The sequence below is a fragment of the Heyndrickxia ginsengihumi genome (assembly GCF_011008565.1).
GTDB lineage: Bacteria > Bacillota > Bacilli > Bacillales > Bacillaceae_C > Weizmannia > Weizmannia ginsengihumi.
Genome location: NZ_JAAIWK010000032.1, coordinates 19,162 through 40,271 on the forward strand (window position 1 = coordinate 19,162; position 21,110 = coordinate 40,271).

Below are 21,110 nucleotides of genomic sequence, written 5' to 3' on the forward strand. Positions count from 1 at the left end.
TCACATCACTTTCAATAACATCGCAACGCCGACTCCACCGCCGCTGCCTATTGCAGCAACTACATATTGTACTTTTCGATTTCTTTGTACTTCATAAAACAATCTTGTAATTAAAATTGCTCCTGATGCACCATACGGGTGACCAATTGTAAGGGCACCGCCATTAACATTTAATTTTTCGTATGGGATCGAGAGTTCTTGGGAGCAAGAGACGATTTTCGACGCAAAGGCTTCATTGATTTCAAATAGATCGATATCTTTAATCGTGAGATTATTTCTATTTAATAACTTCTGAATAGCGGGTACAGGTGCAATTCCAGGAAAATTTGGATGTACGCCTGAAATCTGGCTATCAATAAAGTATAAAACTGGCTGAAACCCAAGATCATGGGCTTTTCCTTCTTCCATAACTATTACTGCACAGGCACCATCGTGAATACCACAGCTGTTGGCAGCAGTGACCGTTCCGTTCTGTTTGAAAGCCGGTTTGGCCCGTTTTAACAGCTTTTCGATGTTTCTTGTTCGGTATAATTCTTCGTCTCTTTTAAAGGAATCTATAGCCAATATTTCTTTCTCATAATGGGCAGCTTTAAAAGCGTCCCAACTCCGTTGATAGCTTAATAGAGCGTATTCATCCTGCATCGTTCTCGTAATATTGTATGTTTCAGCTACATATTCAGCTGCAATTCCCATATCAGGATCTCCGATACGGTTTGGCGAAAATTGTGCACGTTTATGATAAGGAGAAGTGCTTGCACTTTCTACGCCACCTGCGAGATAGCATGAGCCGGCTCCTGCTTGCACGAGGTAACAGGCGATGCGAATCGCTTCAAGGCCTGCACTGCATTGCCGGTCAATCGTAAAGCCTGGAACGGAAAGGGGGAGTCCAGCTTCAAGAACAGATAAACGGGCGATATTTCCTCCAGGACCGACTACATTTCCGAGTATAACATCCTCGATATCCTCCTCAATACCTTTAGATAAGAAGGTTAGAAGTGGGGCAGCCAGCAGGTGTGGGACCAGTCCTTTAAGTATACCGTTTTTCTTACCAATCGGTGTACGCTTGGCATTGACAATGACAGCTTGATTCATCAGAGCTTCACCATCGCATGTAATCGCTCCCTTAGTTCGGAGCGTGCAATTTTACCGCCTATGGTGAGTGGCATTTTTTCAATGAAAAACCATTTGCGCGGCACTTTATACGAAGCTAATCGCAAATTGCACCAATTTATTAGTTTGTTTTTCGATGTTTCTCCTTGAATAACAGCTGCAACGATTTGCCCCCAATAAGGATCTGCTAGTCCAATAACGGCTGCTCTTTCTACATCTGGATGTAAAGATAATACCATCTCTATTTCCTCTGGAAAAATATTTATTGCCCCATATAAAATCATGTTATTTTCACGTCCAACCAAATATAAGTAGCCATCTTCATCTAAATAGCCCATATCATGAACTGTAACCCAGCCGTACTCATCTTTAAGCGATTGCGTCGTTGTACTATGCTCACCCTCTATGTATCCTATAAATGCCATTTTGCTGTGCACATAAATTTTCCCTATTTCGTATGGTCCCGCAGTTTCTTGATTGTTTCTTCTTATCTGTATCTCCACATTGTGACAAGGTTTGCCGACAGATCCAGGTTTTTGCTCATCAGTTAAAAACGTAATAAAACTTAGTTCACTGGCACCATAAAATTCATATAAGGAATGTTGAGGAAAAAAGTTCTTCACTTTTTGCTTAGAATGTTCTTCCCATTTTGCTCCTGATGAAATAATTTTTATTGGAGTGTTGATCACCGCTCCCTTTTTTAGGAGCGCTTCGATCATTGTCGGTACAGTATAGATAACGGAAATAGGATGCTCGTGTAAAAATGAGATCGTTTCTGTAGCAGAAAATTTTGCGAGCAAATATACAGTTCCACCTAAAAAGAGAGTGCTGACAGCCCCATATAAAAAATGAGAATAGATTAAGGATCCTGGTATAAGGATGCGGTCGTTTTCTTGAATATGAAAATCAATAAGATTACACTTAAAACTTTCTATCCAAGATTGATGAGAACGAATAAATGCTTTTGGATTCCCTGTCGATCCGGAAGTAAATCCCATATAAAATGGGGCGCTACTATTATTCTCACGCAGTAGCTTCGTATGCAAATATTGTCTGATGCTTATTAAACAATCGTCCCACAACATAACATTTTCATATATGCTTTTTAGCTTTTTATAAAACTGTTTCGATGTGATCCAAATAGAGGGGGAAGCTAATGCCCCACGTTTCAGCAACTCATTGTTTTTCCATTTTAAATCGAACGGAACTGCTATCCACCCTGCGGCTGCAGCGCCTGCAAAAACCTGTAAAAAAGGAATCCCATTTTCCATATAAATACCTACTATTTTATTAGTACTATGAAGAGTATGTAGCCAGTTGGCAGTTTGATTGACTGCCTCATACCACTCACGGTAGCTTATTTTTTGTTCCTTTGTACAAATAGCAAGTTTATCTGGAAACTGTTTTGCGTATATCTCATAGGTGGAAGTAATAAGCGACATGATTAAACCTCCTTAAAAAGGTGATTCATGTGCATTTTTTGAATTTGAAATACTCCGGTTGAAAAATGGATATTTTCGTAGTTTATACACTAAAAAAGATGCAAAAATCGCTTTAACGATATCGCCGGGAATATAGACTAAACTTATTTTTATCGTTTTTAGAAGGGAAAGATGCATTATGAAAGCTTGTACCGGTATGCCAAGCAAATAAATTAAAAAAACGCCTACAGTAAGATTTACGATTAAAATATGTCTGAAACGTAATGAACGGAAAAGTGAAAAAATATAGCCGATAAAAAAAGTGACGATTGGATATCCGAATAAATAACCAGCACTTGGTCCAACAAAAACGCTTAAACCACCGCGGCCTCCAGATAAAATTGGCATTCCGACGGCAACAAGCAATAAGTAAAGAATTTGACTATAAGCTCCGAGTCTAGCTCCTAGTATGCCCCCAGCTAGAAGGAAGCCAATTGTTTGAAGTGTGATAGGGACGGGGGTGAAAGTTAACATAATTGGTGGAATCAAGCCAAGAGCCCCCATTACGGCAGCAAATAAAGCAATATACATCATTTCTTTTGTCTTCATTATAATTTCTCCTAACGTATTTTATTTTTGAAAGTGGGAATATATGGCCATTTTAGCGCCGAATAACATAATATGTCAACGTAAAAATAATTTAAGTTAACATATTTGTAGTCAGTAAAAAATACAGTTCATTAAAAAATCGAGCATTACAAGTTCTGTTTTTTAAGAAGGAAAGATTGCATTCGTTGAGAAATGATTTTTAAAATTTGTTACAAGCAATTGAGGATTAAAATTGAAGTTAAAAATGTTATTGAAGGGGTATGATAATATTATTAGAGTACATTGAAAAATGTTTTACGAAGAAAAACAAAAAAGGTGAATGTAAGATCGAGATAAGGATGTGGAGAGCGTGTCAGAGACAGATATGTCGAAATACGAGAAGAAAATCATTGTAAGGAATATCCGGATGGAAGACATAGATGAAATTATGAAGCTATGGAAACGCTGTTTTCCAGGAATGGAGCCGTGGAAGCGGGAACAGTTAGAAAGTCATATTCGTATTTTTCAGGAAGGGCAATTCTGTGTGGAGTATGAGGATAAAATTGTTGGTTCCTGTTCAAGTTTAATCGTCAACTTTGATGAATACGATGACCAACATACATGGAATACCATTACAGATAACGGATATATTACAAATCATGATCCTCATGGATTTAATCTATATGGTATTGAAGTAATGGTTGATCCTGAATATCGCCGCATGAAAATTGGACACCGTCTGTACGAAGCGCGAAAGGAGCTCGCACGTCAATTAAATCTTCAAAGTATTATTATTGGTGGCCGCATACCAAATTACTATAAATATAAGGATAAAATGACGCCGCGTGAGTATGTGGCAGAGGTTGAAAAACATAGCATATATGATCCTGTATTGTCCTTTCAACTTTTAGAAGGATTTAAAATTAAACGTATTAATAGCCGTTACCTTCCGGATGACGTCGCATCTGCTTCATTTGCGACTTTGATGGAGTGGAACAATATTGATTATCTTCCAAAGTCACGACGTGTTTATCGGGCATCATTTCCAGTACGAATTTGTGCAATACAGTACATGATGAAGAAAATTGATTCATTTGAGGATTTTACTAAGCAAATTGAATATTATGTAGATGTTGCAGCCGACTTCGGTTCAGATTTTGCTGTTTTTCCAGAAATTTTTACGACTCAGTTGATGTCATATCTAGAAGAAAAACGGCCAGATCGTGCTGTTCGCCGATTAGCCGAATATACTGATCAATACATCGAATTGTTTACAGAACTTGCAGTAAGATATAACGTCAATATTATTGGTGGATCACATTTTGTTGAAGAAGATGGAGATATTTATAATGTTGGCTATCTATTTCGCCGAGACGGTACAATCGAGACACAGACGAAGCTTCATGTAACACCTAATGAGCGCAAATGGTGGGGGATTGCGGAAGGAAATGAAATTAATGTATTTGATACGGATTGTGGTAAAATTGCCATTCAAATTTGTTATGACATTGAGTTCCCGGAACTCGCGCGCATTGCAGTAGATAACGGGGCAAATATTATTTTTGTTCCGTTTTGTACAGATGATCGTCAAGGATATCTCCGTGTTCGATATTGTGCGCAGGCACGGGCGATTGAAAATCAAGTATATACTTGTATTGCAGGTACTGTTGGAAACTTAACACATGTAGAAAACATGGATATTCAGTATGCACAATCCGGTATTTTCTCACCTTCAGACTTTGGATTTGCAAGGGATGGAATTGTTGGGGAGTGTGATGCCAATGTTGATACGGTGGTTGTCGGTGACGTCGATCTTGAAAAATTGAGACGTCATCGTAATAGCGGTTCCGTACGACAATTGCGAGATCGCAGAAGAGATTTATACAGGATTGAATTTAACGAATCCAACTAAATAAAACGTATTGAAGGAACCAGAGGCTGGGACAAAACTCAAAAGTGGTTAGCTAAAGAAGAACATTGCACAAATCAGCTCCGGAAAGCGAAATATATTTCCTGAGCGGGGGTTGAGCGCAACATTCGCTATTTCTTTAGTTAATATACTTTTGTGCCAGCCTCTTTTTAATGAAGACTGGGGTGTTAACTTTCAAATACAACATAATCAATATGTTAAAATAAAGGTGAGACGTCATTGTCAGTAAAAAATAAGGTGAATCATTGATCGGAATAAATGAAAAAGAAAAGGTGTTTCTATCATGCAATCATATATCGTTGTCGGTGCAGGAATTTTGGGAGCTTCAACAGCTTATCATCTTGCTAAATCTGGGGCAAAGGTTACACTGGTTGACCGGAAAGAAGTAGGTCAAGCTAGTAGCGCCGCAGCCGGCATTATTTGTCCATGGCTTTCACAAAGAAGAAACAAAGCTTGGTACTCGTTAGCAAAATCTGGAGCTAGGTACTACCATACTTTAATCAAACAATTAGAAATAGATGGCGAAACGAATACAGGCTATAAACAAGTAGGAGCAATTAGCCTCCATACAGACCGAGCAAAACTAGATAAAATGGAAGAACGTGCATTCACACGGCGAGAAGATGCGCCGGAAATCGGAGAAATATCTCGACTATCAGCAAGTGAAACAAAAACGCTATTTCCGTTGTTAGCGGAAGAGTACGCATCTGTTCATATTAGTGGCGCTGCCCGTGTAAACGGAAAAGAGCTTCTCCATTCTCTCATCAGTGCTGCTAAAAAGCATGGCGCTACACTATATAAAGGTGACGCAACATTGACTGTAGAGAGAAAAAAAGTGGTGGGTGTTCAGGTGAATGGACATGCAATGGAATGTGATCAAGTCATTGTAACAGCAGGAGCTTGGGCAAACGAATTATTGCAGCCATTAGGTATTCAGTTTCTTGTAACCCACCAAAAGGCACAAATTATGCATTTTCAGCTAAAAAATGTAGATACAAGCAGCTGGCCCGTTGTAATGCCGCCAAGTGACCAATACATTCTTACGTTTGAAAATGGTAGGATTGTAGCAGGAGCAACACATGAAAATACAGATGAATTTGATTGCAGTGTTACAGCTGGTGGCATCCATGAAGTTTTAACAAAAGCATTAAATGTTGCTCCAGGGCTTGCAAACAGTACAGTTCTTGAAACACGAGTAGGGTTCCGTCCATTTACTCCAGGTTTTCTTCCTGTAATTGGGAAACTTCCTGAATATGAAGGGCTTCTTGTCGCCAATGGCCTCGGCGCTTCTGGATTAACTGCGGGTCCTTATCTTGGAGCTGAGCTGGCAGCGTTGGCCTTGGGTGGCCCAACAGAAATTGACTTGAGCCTTTATGATGTAGCAGGAGCACTAGAAGTTCTAAATTGATAATTATTTATCGAAAGTTTCATTAAAACAGGTTGTGATTTCTCAGCGCTCCGACTAAAGCCTCCTCGATGTATGCCTTATGAAGGCTTAGCCGAAGTGCTGATCCCATTGAGTAATACTTGATGAAGAAAATAGCTGTTTTCCTTAATACTTAATCTACTATTCACTTACAACAGGGAAAACTAACCTCTCTCATAATAGGTTACGGAAAAAGATATTCATTTTAGTTGTAAGAAGAACTTTCCCTCATTTTTATCCAAAGGCAGATGTGTAACAGCAAATAGAAGGTATGTGAATGAAATATTATTGTTAGAATCATAGTTATAACCGTGATAAAGGGTCACGAGTCTGAGAGGATTTCAAATATTATGGTTGTTTTGTACATACGAAGTTTGCCAACAAATTTTGAGCTTTACCTAAAAAATCTTGCGTCATATCCTAGTCGTTCTGATGCTTCTTTAGCGGCGTCTACAAGAATTCGTGCCATGCTTGGAATCTTGTAATCTGGTAATCTTTGCAAAGGTCCAACGATATTGATGGCAGAAACGACCTTTCCTGTGTAGTCACGAATTGGGGCAGCAATTGAACGGGTTCCTTCAGTTAATTCTTCTGTACTGACAGCATAGCCTTGAGCTTTGACTTTATTAATTGCTGCTCTAAGTTCATCAGGATTTGTAATAGTGTTTTTTGCAAAAGGTTGTAGCCCATTTTGAATAACTTCTTCCAATAAATTACCGTCATGGAAGGCGAGCATCACTTTTCCTGAACTAGTACAGTAGGCGGGATTTTTCCTTCCAATATGGGTTAAAATCCGAACGGGATGATGGCATTCCTCTTTGAAAATATAAATCGTATCGAGGCCATCCAGAATCGCCAAATGTGCAGTTTCTTTTGTTTTTGCAACCACATCATTCAAAACGGGTATCGCTTCTTTGTTGATTTCTAAATTATTCGTGACCAAACCTCCAAGTGTTAGTACTGATAGACCTAAGCGATAGCCATTTGTTTCTGGGTCTTTCATGACAAACCCTTCGCTCGCAAGCGTTTTCATAATTCTGCTTACAGTACTCTTTGCTAATCCTAATGATTGGGCTAGTTCACTGACTTTCACCGTTGGCTTAAACATGGAAAAACTTTTTAAGATTTGAAGAGCATTTTTCACAGAAGAAAGTGTACTTGGATCATTTTTTGCCATTTCCATTAAACCTCCTCATCATTGTTCTTCATAGTGGAACATCTTTATCCATTATATTAATTGATTTGAATGCCGATGTATAGCGTTTTGTAATCGCTATCTTTTGTTAAATTGTAATGTTACTGAAAATATATAAAAAATTTTTTGAACTGTTCCGTATATAGGAACGATACGCTATGAATGAAAAAAAGCGGTTTATATAATAAGGAGCAAGAGGAAAAAATCTTCTGAAAAAAAGATCATTGCTGAGTAAATCCTAAAGGAGGCACTATTATGCTTGCAACAGAAACGAAAGTTAAACCAATTGATTGTTATCATTATATTGATGGTCAATATGTTCCTTCAAAAAATGGCAAAACATTTGAAAATGTAAACCCAGCAACAGAAGAAGTATTAGGAGTTGTTTCTGAAGGTGGAAAAGAGGAAGTTGATTTAGCTATAAAAGCGGCAAGAAAAGCAATTAAAGGTGAATGGCGAAAAATGCCTTTAAGAAAACGTTCGGCTATTTTACGTAAAATTGGCGATTTGATTCTGGAAAGAAAAGACGAATTGGCGATGCTCGAAACACTTGATACAGGTAAACCATTGTGGCTGTCGACAAACGTTGATATTGATCGCGCCGCATACAATTTCCATTTCTTTGCGGATTACATGATTTCGGTGGGGAATGAAGCCTATCAGCAAGATGATATTGCTATTCATTATTCCGTTAGTCGTCCAGTCGGGGTTGTTGGCCTTATCAATCCGTGGAATTTACCTTTATTACTTATGACTTGGAAATTAGCGCCCGCACTTGCAGCTGGTAACACAGTTGTGATGAAACCTTCTGAAGTAACCCCAATGACAGCAACTGTATTAGCGCAAATCTGTACAGATGCAGGAGTGCCTGACGGCGTTGTCAACATGGTCCATGGATTTGGAGAAACAGGTGCAGCAATTACTTCACATCCGGATGTAGATGCAATTGCTTTTACAGGTGAAACTGTAACGGGCAGTGCGATTATGAAAGCTGCGGCACCAACATTAAAAAAATTGTCTTTTGAACTAGGCGGAAAAAATCCGAATATTATTTTTGCTGATGCAAATATGGAGGATGTAATCGAAACGACATTGCGTTCTAGTTTTATGAACCAAGGTGAGGTTTGCTTATGCGGTTCAAGAATTTATGTAGAACGTTCAATCTACAATGAATTCCTCGAAAAATTTGTTGCCAAAACAAAAGAATTGAAGGTTGGCGATCCACTTGATCCAAATACAAATGTTGGTGCATTAGTAAGTAAAGAACATTATAACAAAGTCTTAAGTTATTTAGAACTTGCCCCACAGGAAGGCGGAACTTTCTTAACTGGCGGCAAGCCTCTCGAAGGATCAGAGAAAGGATATTTTGTTGAACCGACGATCATTACTGGACTGGGCAGAAATTCGCGGTGTGTGCGTGAAGAAATTTTTGGGCCTGTTGTAACCGTCCTTCCTTTTGATACAGAGGAAGAAGTGCTTGAACAAGTTAATGATACTCATTATGGTTTAAGCGCTTCACTTTGGACGGGTGACCTCAAACGCGCTCACCGAGTTGCAGGACAAATCGAAGCGGGGATGATTTGGATCAATACTTGGTTCTTGCGGGACTTGCGGACGCCGTTTGGCGGAATGAAACATAGTGGTATTGGACGTGAAGGCGGAGCCCATAGTTTTGATTTTTACACTGAGCTATCGAACATTACGATAAAGCTATAGGAGGTATGCCTAAGTGAAAATTGAATACACAGGCAAAACGGAAAGTCTTGCGAAACATTTAGCAAATGCTTGGTATTTAGAAGAAGGCGTGGAACCAGTAACAGCATTGTATCCTGATCTCTCCGTGGATGAAGCATATCAAGTACAGCTATATAAGGTTGAACAGTTAATAAAGGAAGGTCAACAAGTGACAGGGAAAAAAATTGGCCTAACATCAAAAGCAATGCAGGAAATGCTTGGAGTTGCTGAACCGGATTACGGTCACCTGCTTGATCAAATGAACATTGTTAATGGAGGAACCGTTTCATATAAACGTGTTTTACAGCCAAAAGTAGAAGCCGAAATCGCCTTTATTTTAAAAAGGGATTTAATTGGCCCGAATGTAACGACATTTGATGTCCTGCTTGCGACGGATGCAATTGTCCCAGCACTTGAAATTGTAGACAGCCGGATAAAGAACTGGAATATTACGTTAGCCGATACTGTTGCAGACAATGCTTCTTCCGGTTTATACGTTCTCGGTAAACACTCGAAAAAGATTACCGAAGTAGATCTTAAACAAATTGGAATGGCGCTTTACCAAAATGACGTTTTGCAAAATACAGGTGTAGGGGCTGCGGCATTAGGAGATCCGGCGAAATGTGTAGCATGGTTAGCGAATAAACTTTCAGCTTATGGCATTGCTCTAAAAGCGGGGGAAGTGATTTTATCAGGGGCATTATCGGCTGCTATTGAAGCAAAACCTGGTGACCATTTTTATGCGAAATTTGCCGGCTTAGGCGATGTAGAGGTTTCATTTACAGAATAAAAGAAGGAGGGATGATGATGAAAAAAGTAAAAGTCGGCATTATTGGTACTGGTAATATCGGTTCAGATTTAATGATGAAATTAAGACGTTCTGATGTGCTTGAATTAACAACAATGATGGGAATTGACCCAACTTCAAGAGGAATGCAGCGCGCCAAGAGAGATGGCTTGCAAGTGTTTGATAATGGTGTGGATGGTTTGCTTGAGTATCCGGAATTGGTTGATATTCTTTTCGATGCGACAAGTGCAAAAGCCCATCTTCATAATGCGTCAGTAGCGAAGCAGCTTGGAAAACAAATGCTTGATTTAACACCTGCAGCCATTGGTCCATTCGTCGCACCGACTGTGAATATCGATTCCCATTTAGATGCTGAAAATGTCAATTTAATTACTTGCGGTGGTCAGGCAACGATTCCGATTGTCCATGCTATTAATGAAGTAGCAGCTGTTGAATATGCCGAAATTGTGGCGACTATTTCTAGTAAAAGTGCTGGTCCGGGAACAAGAGCAAATATTGATGAGTTCACAGAAACGACTGCAAAAGCAATTGAGCAGGTCGGAGGTGCAAGGAAAGGAAAAGCGATTATCGTTCTTAATCCAGCAGATCCTCCGATTATGATGAGGGATACCGTCTATACAATTGTTGAAGATGGAAAAATGGATCGAAAAGCGATCATCGCTTCTATTGAGAGTATGGTGAAAAAAGTTCAGTCATTTGTTCCAGGTTATAAGCTTCGGACAGAACCGATTTTTGACGGCAATAAGATTACTGTGTTTCTTGAAGTTGAAGGCGCTGGCGACTATTTGCCTAAATATGCAGGCAATCTTGATATTATGACTTCTGCTGCAGTAAAGGTTGCTGAAGAGTTTGCCAAAAACCGTTTAAAATCGATTGTTTAAAAACTTAGATATTGAGTTAAGGAAGGAGGAGTAACATGACATTCGAAAAAGAAATTAAAATCACAGAAGTAGCTTTACGGGATGGAAGTCATGCCGTCAGCCACCAATACACAGTTGAACAGGTAACAACGATTGCAAAAGCACTTAATGAGGCAAGGATTCCTTACATTGAAGTCACCCATGGTGATGGACTTGGCGGTTCCTCATTACAATATGGTTTATCGAAAACGGATGAAATGAAATTAATCGAAGCCGCTGTTGCGGTTAGTGACTTTTCAAAGATTGCTGTCTTATTGCTTCCGGGAATCGGTACGATTGAAGATTTAAAACAAGCCGCCAAAATCGGGGCAAAAATGGCGAGAATTGCGACACATGTGACTGAAGCAGATATTGCAAAGCAGCATATTGAAACTGCTAAAGATTTAGGAATGGAAACAGTCGGATTTTTGATGATGAGTCATATGGCTCCGGTCGAAAAAATTGTGGAACAGGCGAAGCTAATGGAAAGCTATGGAGCAGACACGGTCTACATTGTTGATTCCGCAGGTGCCTTACTGCCGGATCAAGTGCGGGCGAGAATTAAAGCTATTAGACAAGCTATCTCAATCAATGTCGGGTTTCATGCTCATAATAATTTGTCGCTTGCAATGGGAAATACGCTCGCTGCAATTGAGGAAGGAGCGACAAGAATAGATGGGAGTATTCGCTGTTTAGGTGCAGGAGCAGGAAATACGCAAACAGAGGTTTTAGTTGCTGTTCTCGATAGAATGGGGATCCAAACAGGAATTGATCTTTATAAGTTAATGGATGTATCTGAAGATGTGGTTTCACAAATATTACAGAAGCCGCAGATTATTAATCGGGATAGCTTAACGTTAGGATATGCCGGCGTCTATTCTAGCTTTCTATTGCATGCAAAACGTGCTGCTGAAAAATTTTCAGTAGATTCACGGGATATTTTAATAGAGCTTGGCAAAAGAAAAATCGTCGGCGGCCAAGAGGACATGATCGTAGACGTTGCAGCAGAACTTTCTAAAAAGAAAAGCGGAAGCGCCTGCCCATCGACGTACACAACTTAAGGAACTCCGACTGAGATAAAGGAAACACGGTAAGCCAGTATAAGAACATTAGAAGTTCTCTAGGAGGAAGGTCATGGATAGTAACCAAATTAAAGAACTTGCTTCATATGTTCATCATGCAGAAAAGGAAAAATGTGAAGTTGAAAAAATTACCGCCCATTTATATCCGGGCCTTACTATTGAAGAAGCGTATTATGTTCAAGAAGAACTCATTAGGCAGAAATTAGAAGAAGGCTTTAACATAATAGGACCGAAAATGGGCATTACAAGTGAAGCGAAAATGAGGCAAATGAATGTAAATGATCCGATTTACGGATATGTATTTGACTATATGGTTATAAATGACGGAGATTCCATTTCTTTAGCGAATTACATTCATCCAAAAGTTGAACCAGAAATTGGTTTTATTTTAGAGAAGGATTTGGAAGGTCCGGAAGTAACAGCACTGGATGTTTTACAAGCAACTGCTTATGTATTCCCAGCAATTGAGATTATCGATAGCCGTTATGAGAATTTTAATTTTACCTTGCCTGATGTAATTGCCGACAATACCTCGGCAAGAGGGGCTGTGTTTGGAACATATTTGCGAAAACCTGATGAACTAGAATTGGACGTTGTAGGGGTCACTTTATCGATTAATGGCGAAATACGATCTTTAGGTGCTGGAGCAGCTGTCCTTGGTCATCCTGCTAATTCAGTCGCTAGACTTGCCAATATGTTAAGTAGGAAAGGTGAAAAACTAAAAGCCGGTCAGCCCATTTTAACGGGCGGAATTACAGAAGCAATCAGGCTGGCAGCTGGAGATTTTGTCACAGCAAAATTAGGGGGACTAGGGGATGTTTCGTTTTTTGTAAAAGAATAAAAGGAGGGAATAAACTTGCCGTTTGTTCATATCGAAATTATGGAAGGCAGACCGCCGGAGAAAATAGAAGCATTGTTGAAAAATGTAACTGAAGCTGTCAGTAAGTCACTGGATGCTCCAAAGGAAAATGTACGAATCATCGTAAATGAAGTACCTAAAACCCATTGGGCTATCGGTGGTGTTAGTGCTAAAACATTAGGGAGATAATGAAAATTGGAGGGGGCCGCCCCTTCCCATTATTCCTCTTTTTCTTGAAAATATCATAGAAAAATAGATTAATCAAAAAATATAGAAAAAACTTTGAAACGTTGCACATAGAGGAACAACTAGCTTTTGAATTGTTTTAGTCACTCATATAATAAAATCATGAACTAAAGAGTTTCATAAGGAAGTAGTAAGTATGATCTGAATTTTTATTTCAAGTATTTGAAAGCGTTAACAGTAAGAAAATTAAAAAATATTTTTATTACTAGGAGGAGTTATCTATGGAAAATGAATTAAAAAAATTTGATGTTGCCCAATTAGCTCATGTAGAAATTTTCACTCCGGATCCTGACAAAACTTTATGGTTTTTTAAAGATTTATTAGGAATGATAGAAACGGATAGAGAGGGACAGTCCGTTTACTTAAAAGCCTATGAAGATTTTTATCATCATACGTTGAAAGTGACTGAAGGCAAAGAAGCCGGTTTAGGTCATGTTGGTTGGCGGACTAGTTCAAAAAATGCGTTAGATCGTCGCGTTAAAGATCTTGAAAAGTCTGGATATGGAAAAGGCTGGATAGATGGCGACCTAGGTCATGGTGCGGCGTATCAATTTGTCACACCAGATGGTCATCCGATGGAAATACTATGGGATGTAGACTACTATCAAGTCCCAGAAAATGAAAAAACACAATTAAAGAATCGTCCTCAAAAACGTCCAATTAAAGGAGTTCCTGTTCGCCGCATCGACCATGTGAACTTATTAGCCAGTGATGTAACAACAAATAAAAATTTTATGATGGATGAACTAGGCTTCAATTTAAGAGAACATCTTGTTAATAATGATGGTTCAGAAGGTGGAGCTTGGTTAAGTGTTAGCCCATTAGTACATGAACTAGCATTTATGGGCGATCAATTGGGAGGTAAAGGCAGACTTCATCATGTTTGTTATTGGTATGGATATCCACAACATCTCCATGATCTTTCCGAAATTTTAACAGAAAATGATATAAAAATTGAAGCAGGTCCTGTTAAACACGGAGTATCACAAGCAATGTGTTTATATGCGATTGAGCCTGGCGGTAACCGTGTTGAATTATTCGGAGATTCTGGTTATCTCATTTTTGATCCTGATTGGAAACCTGTTACATGGAGAGAAGAAGAGGTAGATAAGGCAATCATTTGGTATGGCGCACCTCTTCCATATGAATACTTCCGCTATGGAACTCCAATTATTAAAGAAAAAGTTGAAACAAAATAAAATGAAACGATTTCTTCATTAAAAAGATTCAACCCTCTTAATGCAAGGAAGCTATAAACATTTGCTTCCTCTAACATTAAGAGGGTATTATTTTGTTTTTCACAAATCTAGTGTTTATGTAATGATGAGGTAAAAAGGGCCCTTTATTCAATGGTTAAGACTGCTCAATGTCACCAGCAGAGAAAATTGGGGCAGGAAGGGAAATGATCGTTAAATAAAAGAATCGCCTACTCTATTAATGTAGTTGCAAAAATCATTAAACGGAGGCGATTTTTTTTTGCAATGATTCAATTGTTTAGTTAACAATTATTCTGCTTGATAGGACACACTTTTTTCTATCTATTACTGACTCTTATCAGATTAACGAAACTACTCTTCCAGTAGTTGAGTAACTTGATGGCTGTTTACTTGTTGCTTAACTTTTTTAATTGGGGCTGTTTCAATTAAACCGATGGCGATAAAAGCAGCTATGAAGGATCCGATGCTTGCGATCCAAAGCGGGGCTGTTAAACCGATATGATCTGCTAATATACCAGCAATCAGGGGCATCAGTGCTCCGCCAACAAGCTCGCCTCCTCCTTGGACCATGCCGCCAACTGAAGCTGCTAATCTAGCAGGAACCGATTCACTGATTATGATGAATCCTAAAAGTGGCATGCAGCCTTGACCAACTGCGGTTATAAAACCGATTAACACCATTATTGCAATCGAGGCATGGATGAATAAAAAGACAATTGGACAGAGGCAGGCAATAAAAGAAAAAATAATTAATGTTGGTTTACGTCCCAATTTATCAGATATCATTGGTACAAGAAATCCCCAAAAGAAGGAACCAAGTCCGACCGCAGCCATAATGATGCCCATATCTCCAGCAGAATAATGATCGGCTTCTACTAAATACGTAGGAGCAAAAGCTGTAAATACAAATAACCACGTATTAAAAAGGGCAAACATAATTAATGATAATCCTACATTTCGATGCTTAAATCCATTTGCGTAGTCTGAAAAAGAAGTTCTTTTTTTCGGTGTTTGATCATTAGTTGAATGTAGTGAAACGAAGGAAGGTTCTTTTAAATACTTCCATAGTAGAAAAGCCATGAGGAGTCCGGGAATTGCTACCACATAAAAAGCGACATGCCAATTTGAGGTTCCACTTATTTTTGTAACTACTATAGGTGTAAGTGCAGCCCCTATCAAACCGACTGCGCTTTGAGCTAACCCCATATTAAATCCGCGACGGTCCGGACTTGATTCATAAGATAATATTGCTTGACCTAAGGGCAGTACCGGCCCCTCAAACAGTCCCATAATCGATCTGACAAATAATAGAAGGATAAATGAAGAGACTACACCAGTAAAAATTGAACACAACGAAAAAACAACTGTGGAAAGAACAAGAATTTTTTTTCTTTTACCGCCAACATCTCCAATGCTGCTAAAAAGCCAACCTGATATTGCAAAACAAATAGCGAGAACGGATGTTATCAATCCAAGTTGGGCATTATTGAGATTTAGATCTTCTTTAATAAAGGGAAACAAAAATGTGATGCTTAAACGATCCATAAATACAAAACCAATTGTGAAAAATATCATAAGTACAAGACCGTTTTGATATGTTCTAAATTTTCGCTCATGCATTTGGGATCACTCCAATTTTATGATTAATATTTTTTACTTCATTTTTAGGGACTAATAATTTATTCAGAGAACAATTAATGAAAGAGTATATTGTTGCTTGCATTAGCCCTTTGTAGAAAATCTAACCTCAATTCGCTTTGGTCCATAGAAAATCGGTTAAGAAAATCAAGCGCTTTCATTTCTTGCTGTGCTTACTATCTACACGAAATGCTTTGCTTCACTTTTTATTCACTTTATGACATGGTTTGGCTTTAAATAAATAAACTGCATTTTAAATATAAGGAACTTTTTATAGAAGACTATCTAATTGGATTGGAATCAACCCCTTTTTTCACTTACTTATCCATTTTTTCCGTAGTATTTCTTCTAAAACTTGAATATTGACTGAAACATCGTTTACCCACCACCTCCAGGTAAATAAAGTAAAAATTAAACTATTATATAAAGACTATAAAAAATAGTCTCAATAACTGATTTGCTGGTAAGAATGAGGGATGCAGTTGCTGCTAAAGGTCTCAATAGCTTAGTTGCGATGTCATATATCGTTCGGAGGAATGAACATATTTGTCTTTGAATTTGTATAATCAGACATATTAGTAGGAGTGTTTATTTATCTGCTATTAATTTAAAAAATATTTATCGTTAGTGTATTCAAACTCGCGAAACGATACAATGCTGTAATTCCTTTATGTGGAACAGCATTCATTTTTGCTTACATTCATGTTTATCATCATTGGAAACACAGGTCGCATTCGAGTAAATTGACAGAGCTATTGGGGCCGTAAAAGCTCTCCAAGAAGCAATAGAGGAAATACGATATGAAGTATGTAGCCTTTAAATTAAATACAAGATTTTAGATGATACTATCGAGATTTAAACGATATAAAGAGCGGGACAAAATAGTATCCCTGTATAAGGAAGGATATTATTTTGTTCCGCTGAAATATTAGAAAAACAAGTATACTGTTTTTAAATTGTTACGAATTAGAGAAGAAATCTTATATTCCATCAATAATTGAAATAAATAAAGTATAATAAACGGGAAGATTTCACAGTCAGAAACGAATACCTTTCAACATTGTTAATTCGAGTAACGAATTAATATTGTAAAAACATTAGTGACTAGCTTCTACACTGTCTACATGTTTTACATGATGGCGATTTGTTAAGACAAATATCACTGAGATAAGGACGAAACCCCCTCCGACAATAAATGGAATATGCGGTGAAAACCATTCTGCTAGTTTACCAGCAAGAAATGGAGAAATCGCACCTCCTATGAATCTTAAAAAGCTGTAGGCAGCAGAAGCTGTAGAATGTTCAATTGGTGCAGCCTTCATAACAGCAGTAGTAATTAATGTATTGTTGTTACCTAATAATGCGCCTGCGAAAATAACAGCAGCAATGATGACCCATTGTGTTGAAGTCCAAATACCCATGATCAAGAGAACTAGAGCAAATACAGTTAACATCATACACATCGAGTTAACCGTTCCGAATTTTTGTTGTAGCTTTGGAGCCATATACACAGATGTAAATGCTAGCAATACCCCCCAGCCAATAAAGACGTAGCCGATTCCATGCGCATCCAATCCCATTACGAAAGGTGCATAAGCGAGCAAAGTAAAGAAACCGAAATTATAAAGACAAGCTGCAATTCCGAATACAACGATAGAGCGATGTTTCATTGCACGGAATGGATCAAGTAAAGAAGAAGATAAAGGCTTTGATATAGTAGTTTTCATATGTTGTTTCTTTGAATTGGGCATTAATGTAATGAGAAAAACAAATGCAAGAACCATTAATACACCGACACCAATGAATGGTCCTCTCCATGAAATACTCCCTAACTCTCCGCCTAAAAGTGGCCCAACGGAGATTCCAAGACCGATGGCTGCTTCATATAGAATAACAGCTTTTGCTGTTCCGTTTTTTGAAAGAGTAACAATCGCTGTTAAGGCAGTGGCTACAAACAGAGCGTTGCCAAGTCCCCAGCATCCTCGAAGTCCAACAATAGACCAAACATTACCTGATAGTCCTCCTAAAGTTGAAAATAGCGCGATAATTACTACCCCTGCAAGCAATGTTATTTTCGTACCAAGCCTGGTAGAAATGGCCCCGGTAATAAGCATAGCTACAGCCATTACCGCATTATAGCTCGTAAACAATAAAGTTACTTCGCTTGGACTTGCTTTTAATTGATTAGCAATCGCTGGTAAAATAGGATCAACGAGCCCAAGCCCCATAAAAGCAATAATACAAGCAAAAAATACAGCCCATACGGCTTTAGAGCGCCGATCTTCTATTTTTACTGGATTAGGTGTTGACTGAATAATATTTGATTCCATTTCATCTTACTCCTTTTCATATTTTTTTATCGCTTCACAGATGCGTATATAATATTGATCAGTATCCTCTTTGATTTCACTTATTTTTTTCATTTTTCTATCGATCATCATCCGCTGCTTATCTAACACTTCCTTAAATCGTAAAAGTTTTTGATGCTTAATGTCTGTGTCGACTGTTTGTTTCAAGTCTGTCATTTGATTGTTTATTTCTTCTCTAATCGCAATAAACTCTTGAATTTCCTGTAAAGAGATGCCGAGAACTTCTCGTGCGTTTATGATTTGATGAAGACGTTCGAGATGTTTGGCTGAATACTTACGGAAGCCGCCGTTCGTCCGCTCAGGAGGGGAGAGCAATCCGATTTCTTCATAATAGCGTATCGTCCGTTTCGTCAGCCCACATAATTTAGCTACTTCATCAATTTGGTATGTACTCATTTGATCCTCCTTTCATTAAATAAATATTTAAGTTGTTTAACAATTATATCTATTTAGAATAATTAACGTCAACGTTAATGTTGAAAAATAATAAAAATGATTTTTAAATATGAAATAAAACACCTTCTAATGTTGAGCTAGAAGGTGTCACTGTTCTTAATAATTTCGCGGTGAACGGCTGACGCGGGCATTCATCTTATTAATGCTTTTTAATGGAGATATTTTTATATGAATATCCTCTTTCTTTAATGTTGGAAATGTTCCTTGATGATGACAAGTTTTCCAATCGCTGTTCTTATAGCGATACATATAATCTTCGAATTGAAAGACATCACCGCCGATTGCTTGACTGTTCTTATATGATTGATAAACCTCGGTCCGTAATTTGTCTGCCAGAGCCTTTTTTACGTTCAGATTTATAATGTTATGGTTAGATTCACGTATATTGGCTCTAATTTTAATATTTAATCCATATGCTAATGTATGATTTTTGGTGAAAACTCGCCTTTTTATTTTCGGATTTAAAATTTCAATTGCTGTTTCTTCATCGTGTGCTCCTTTAAAAGTTACGAGAGATCGTACAGTTTGATTATTCACTTTTATAAAACCTTTAAGCTCTTTTTCAGATAAAATGCCTTTGTACGTTTGATCTTTTATGATGTATGCTCCATCAAAAGTAGACATCGTTACTTTATCGGTATTTTCCTTCATTGTATCGTTATCCAATGAAATATTTGGCAGCATAATGGTTTTTGTTTTTTCATTATATTGATAAATCAGTTCCTGCAAGCTTATAGCGGGAATCGTTGAATCTTGCTGCTGCATAAAACTAGGTTCATTGATTCTTGAATAAATGAAGGGGTAATTAAATGGGACTTGGGATGTGAAAATATCTTCAAGCTTTTTCTCAGTTCCATAAGTTAATCCTGTTACACGAATATTATAATTTGTGTCCAGCGCTTGTAATGTTTTTCCGAGTTTGTGTTCTATCAACGATTTTCCAAATAGAATGACATTTAATTGATCATAGTTGACAGGAAGCTGAACACCTTGATACATCTTTGTAAAAGCAGCTTCAATCGACTTTCCAGATCCCGAAGTTATCCATACAGAGCTTTTTTGAGGACTTTTCCCTTGTTCACTTTTAGCAACATTAGAGAAGTCTAAAAATTGCAAAAAAACTTTATACTCATCATCAATATAATCAATCCCGAGTCCAACAGCGTATGCTTGAAATTGGATTTCATTAACTTGTGAACAGCCTGCTAGAGTAGACGTAAATAATATGATAAAAGCTAACATGATGTTTTTCATTTATTCACCTGCTCTTTTACGATCTTTTACATGTAGAGAACTATTTCTTTTTTTCATGAACGAATAAGGTAAGCGAATGAACGAATATATAATGTCCTTTGGGTTAGAAGAAGAGATATTTGCTAAATAAGGAATGCCAAACGATTTCAAATTTGATAAATAAAGCATGATAAAGAAAATAGAAAAAACAAAGCCATATATTCCAAAAGCATAACTTAAAATAAGGACAAAAAGGCGAACATAGAAAAGATTCCCTGCTATGGATTGATTTACAACGATATAGTTAGATATGGCCGTAATTCCAATAATAACGAGCACAGTTGAAGAGGTAATCCCGCCTTGGATGGCTGCATCCCCAATGATTAAGGCGCCAATGACGGATACTGTTTGTCCGATTCCTTTCGGCAGACGGGCCCCGCCTTCTTTGAACAGTTCAATCATTAAGAGCATAATGAACATTTCCATAAAGGTGGAAAAAGGTAGACCAAGCCGTGAAACAGTAATGGTTGCAAGCAATGGCAGAGGCAGTTGTCCAACGTGATAAGTTGTTAATGCTGTATAAAAGCCGGGCAAGAAAATTGTCGTAGCTAGACCTAAAAACCTTAACATTCTTTCCAATGAGGCTGCGTAAAAGCTTGTATTGTCATCTTCGGCTGTTTTAAGTAGAAAGGTGAGATCTATAGGTGCGATGAGAACGGTTGGTGCTCCGTCAACAACAATCGCAAATTTCCCCTGATTCATCGATTCAACTACAAAATCGGGTCTCCCCGTATAATTAATGATATGCTCCCCTTTAGGTAGACAGATTAAAAAATAAAAATCTGGCTGCTTATGGGGGAGTATTTGTTATGTCCAAAAGATCTTACTCTGCAGAAGAG

General features: G+C 38.0%; 18 protein-coding genes. 9 read left to right on the plus strand and 9 right to left on the minus strand.

Annotation, left to right across the window (positions count from 1 at the left end):
- From G4D61_RS15630 to G4D61_RS15640, 3 genes are read right to left on the minus strand one after another with little or no spacing between them, the layout of a single operon-like run.
- The gene (locus tag G4D61_RS15630) at positions 1-1,092 is read right to left on the minus strand and encodes an acetyl-CoA C-acyltransferase (RefSeq protein ID WP_163174311.1); all 1,092 of its coding nucleotides are present in this window, start codon (positions 1,090-1,092) and stop codon (positions 1-3) included.
- Positions 1,092-2,552 (minus strand): AMP-binding protein, encoded by a 1,461-nt coding sequence (locus G4D61_RS15635; protein ID WP_163174313.1) that lies wholly within the window; start codon positions 2,550-2,552, stop codon positions 1,092-1,094. Before G4D61_RS15635 ends, G4D61_RS15630 begins: the two co-directional genes overlap by 1 nt.
- Before the next feature lie 12 nt (positions 2,553-2,564).
- Positions 2,565-3,140: a biotin transporter BioY gene (locus G4D61_RS15640; protein WP_163174315.1), complete on the minus strand. Its 576-nt coding sequence runs from the start codon at positions 3,138-3,140 to the stop codon at positions 2,565-2,567.
- A gap of 349 nt (positions 3,141-3,489) precedes the next feature.
- Here G4D61_RS15640 and G4D61_RS15645 point away from each other — a divergent pair, with 349 nt between their 5' ends.
- Positions 3,490-5,031, plus strand: a complete 1,542-nt coding sequence (locus G4D61_RS15645) for a bifunctional GNAT family N-acetyltransferase/carbon-nitrogen hydrolase family protein (RefSeq protein WP_081979062.1) — start codon at positions 3,490-3,492, stop codon at positions 5,029-5,031.
- A 301-nt stretch (positions 5,032-5,332) separates the two neighbouring features.
- Positions 5,333-6,457, plus strand: a complete 1,125-nt coding sequence (locus G4D61_RS15650) for an NAD(P)/FAD-dependent oxidoreductase (RefSeq protein WP_163174317.1) — start codon at positions 5,333-5,335, stop codon at positions 6,455-6,457.
- Positions 6,458-6,869: 412 nt separating this feature from the next.
- Here the strand turns inward: G4D61_RS15650 and G4D61_RS15655 are convergent, their stop codons facing one another.
- Positions 6,870-7,652, minus strand: coding sequence for an IclR family transcriptional regulator (locus G4D61_RS15655; RefSeq protein WP_035354419.1), 783 nt, complete (start codon positions 7,650-7,652; stop codon positions 6,870-6,872).
- A gap of 273 nt (positions 7,653-7,925) precedes the next feature.
- Between G4D61_RS15655 and G4D61_RS15660 the strand changes: the two genes are divergently transcribed.
- From G4D61_RS15660 to G4D61_RS15690, 7 genes are all read left to right on the plus strand, one after another.
- Entirely contained in the window at positions 7,926-9,386 is a 1,461-nt protein-coding gene (locus G4D61_RS15660; protein ID WP_035354377.1) for an aldehyde dehydrogenase, read from the plus strand.
- A gap of 13 nt (positions 9,387-9,399) precedes the next feature.
- A complete protein-coding gene (locus G4D61_RS15665) occupies positions 9,400-10,194 on the plus strand; it encodes a 2-keto-4-pentenoate hydratase (protein ID WP_052137855.1) in 795 nt (264 codons plus the stop codon).
- A 17-nt stretch (positions 10,195-10,211) separates the two neighbouring features.
- Positions 10,212-11,093: an acetaldehyde dehydrogenase (acetylating) gene (locus G4D61_RS15670; protein WP_035354380.1), complete on the plus strand. Its 882-nt coding sequence runs from the start codon at positions 10,212-10,214 to the stop codon at positions 11,091-11,093.
- Positions 11,094-11,128: 35 nt separating this feature from the next.
- On the plus strand, positions 11,129-12,172 hold the full coding sequence (gene dmpG, locus G4D61_RS15675; protein WP_035354382.1) for a 4-hydroxy-2-oxovalerate aldolase: 1,044 nt from the start codon (positions 11,129-11,131) through the stop codon (positions 12,170-12,172).
- A 73-nt stretch (positions 12,173-12,245) separates the two neighbouring features.
- Positions 12,246-13,034: a 2-keto-4-pentenoate hydratase gene (locus G4D61_RS15680; RefSeq protein WP_163174319.1), complete on the plus strand. Its 789-nt coding sequence runs from the start codon at positions 12,246-12,248 to the stop codon at positions 13,032-13,034.
- A gap of 15 nt (positions 13,035-13,049) precedes the next feature.
- The gene (locus G4D61_RS15685) at positions 13,050-13,241 is read left to right on the plus strand and encodes a 4-oxalocrotonate tautomerase (RefSeq protein WP_035354388.1); all 192 of its coding nucleotides are present in this window, start codon (positions 13,050-13,052) and stop codon (positions 13,239-13,241) included.
- A gap of 278 nt (positions 13,242-13,519) precedes the next feature.
- Entirely contained in the window at positions 13,520-14,497 is a 978-nt protein-coding gene (locus G4D61_RS15690; protein WP_163174321.1) for a catechol 2,3-dioxygenase, read from the plus strand.
- Positions 14,498-14,866: 369 nt separating this feature from the next.
- On the opposite strand, the gene G4D61_RS15695 is transcribed toward G4D61_RS15690, so the two are convergent.
- The 5 genes from G4D61_RS15695 to G4D61_RS15715 all read right to left on the minus strand — a co-directional run bounded on the left by G4D61_RS15695 (position 14,867) and on the right by G4D61_RS15715 (position 21,075).
- Positions 14,867-16,135 carry an MFS transporter gene (locus G4D61_RS15695; RefSeq protein ID WP_163174323.1) on the minus strand — a complete coding sequence of 423 codons (1,269 nt, stop codon included), beginning with the start codon at positions 16,133-16,135 and terminating at the stop codon, positions 14,867-14,869.
- A gap of 1,115 nt (positions 16,136-17,250) precedes the next feature.
- Positions 17,251-18,483, minus strand: a complete 1,233-nt coding sequence (locus G4D61_RS15700; RefSeq protein WP_163174325.1) for an MFS transporter — start codon at positions 18,481-18,483, stop codon at positions 17,251-17,253.
- 6 nt (positions 18,484-18,489) lie between these two features.
- Positions 18,490-18,918, minus strand: coding sequence for a MerR family transcriptional regulator (locus G4D61_RS15705; protein WP_163174327.1), 429 nt, complete (start codon positions 18,916-18,918; stop codon positions 18,490-18,492).
- Between the two features lie 156 nt (positions 18,919-19,074).
- A complete protein-coding gene (locus G4D61_RS15710; RefSeq protein WP_035354394.1) occupies positions 19,075-20,232 on the minus strand; it encodes a Ger(x)C family spore germination protein in 1,158 nt (385 codons plus the stop codon).
- Positions 20,233-21,075, minus strand: coding sequence for a spore germination protein (locus tag G4D61_RS15715; protein WP_163174331.1), 843 nt, complete (start codon positions 21,073-21,075; stop codon positions 20,233-20,235).
- Positions 21,076-21,110 lie beyond the last annotated feature (35 nt).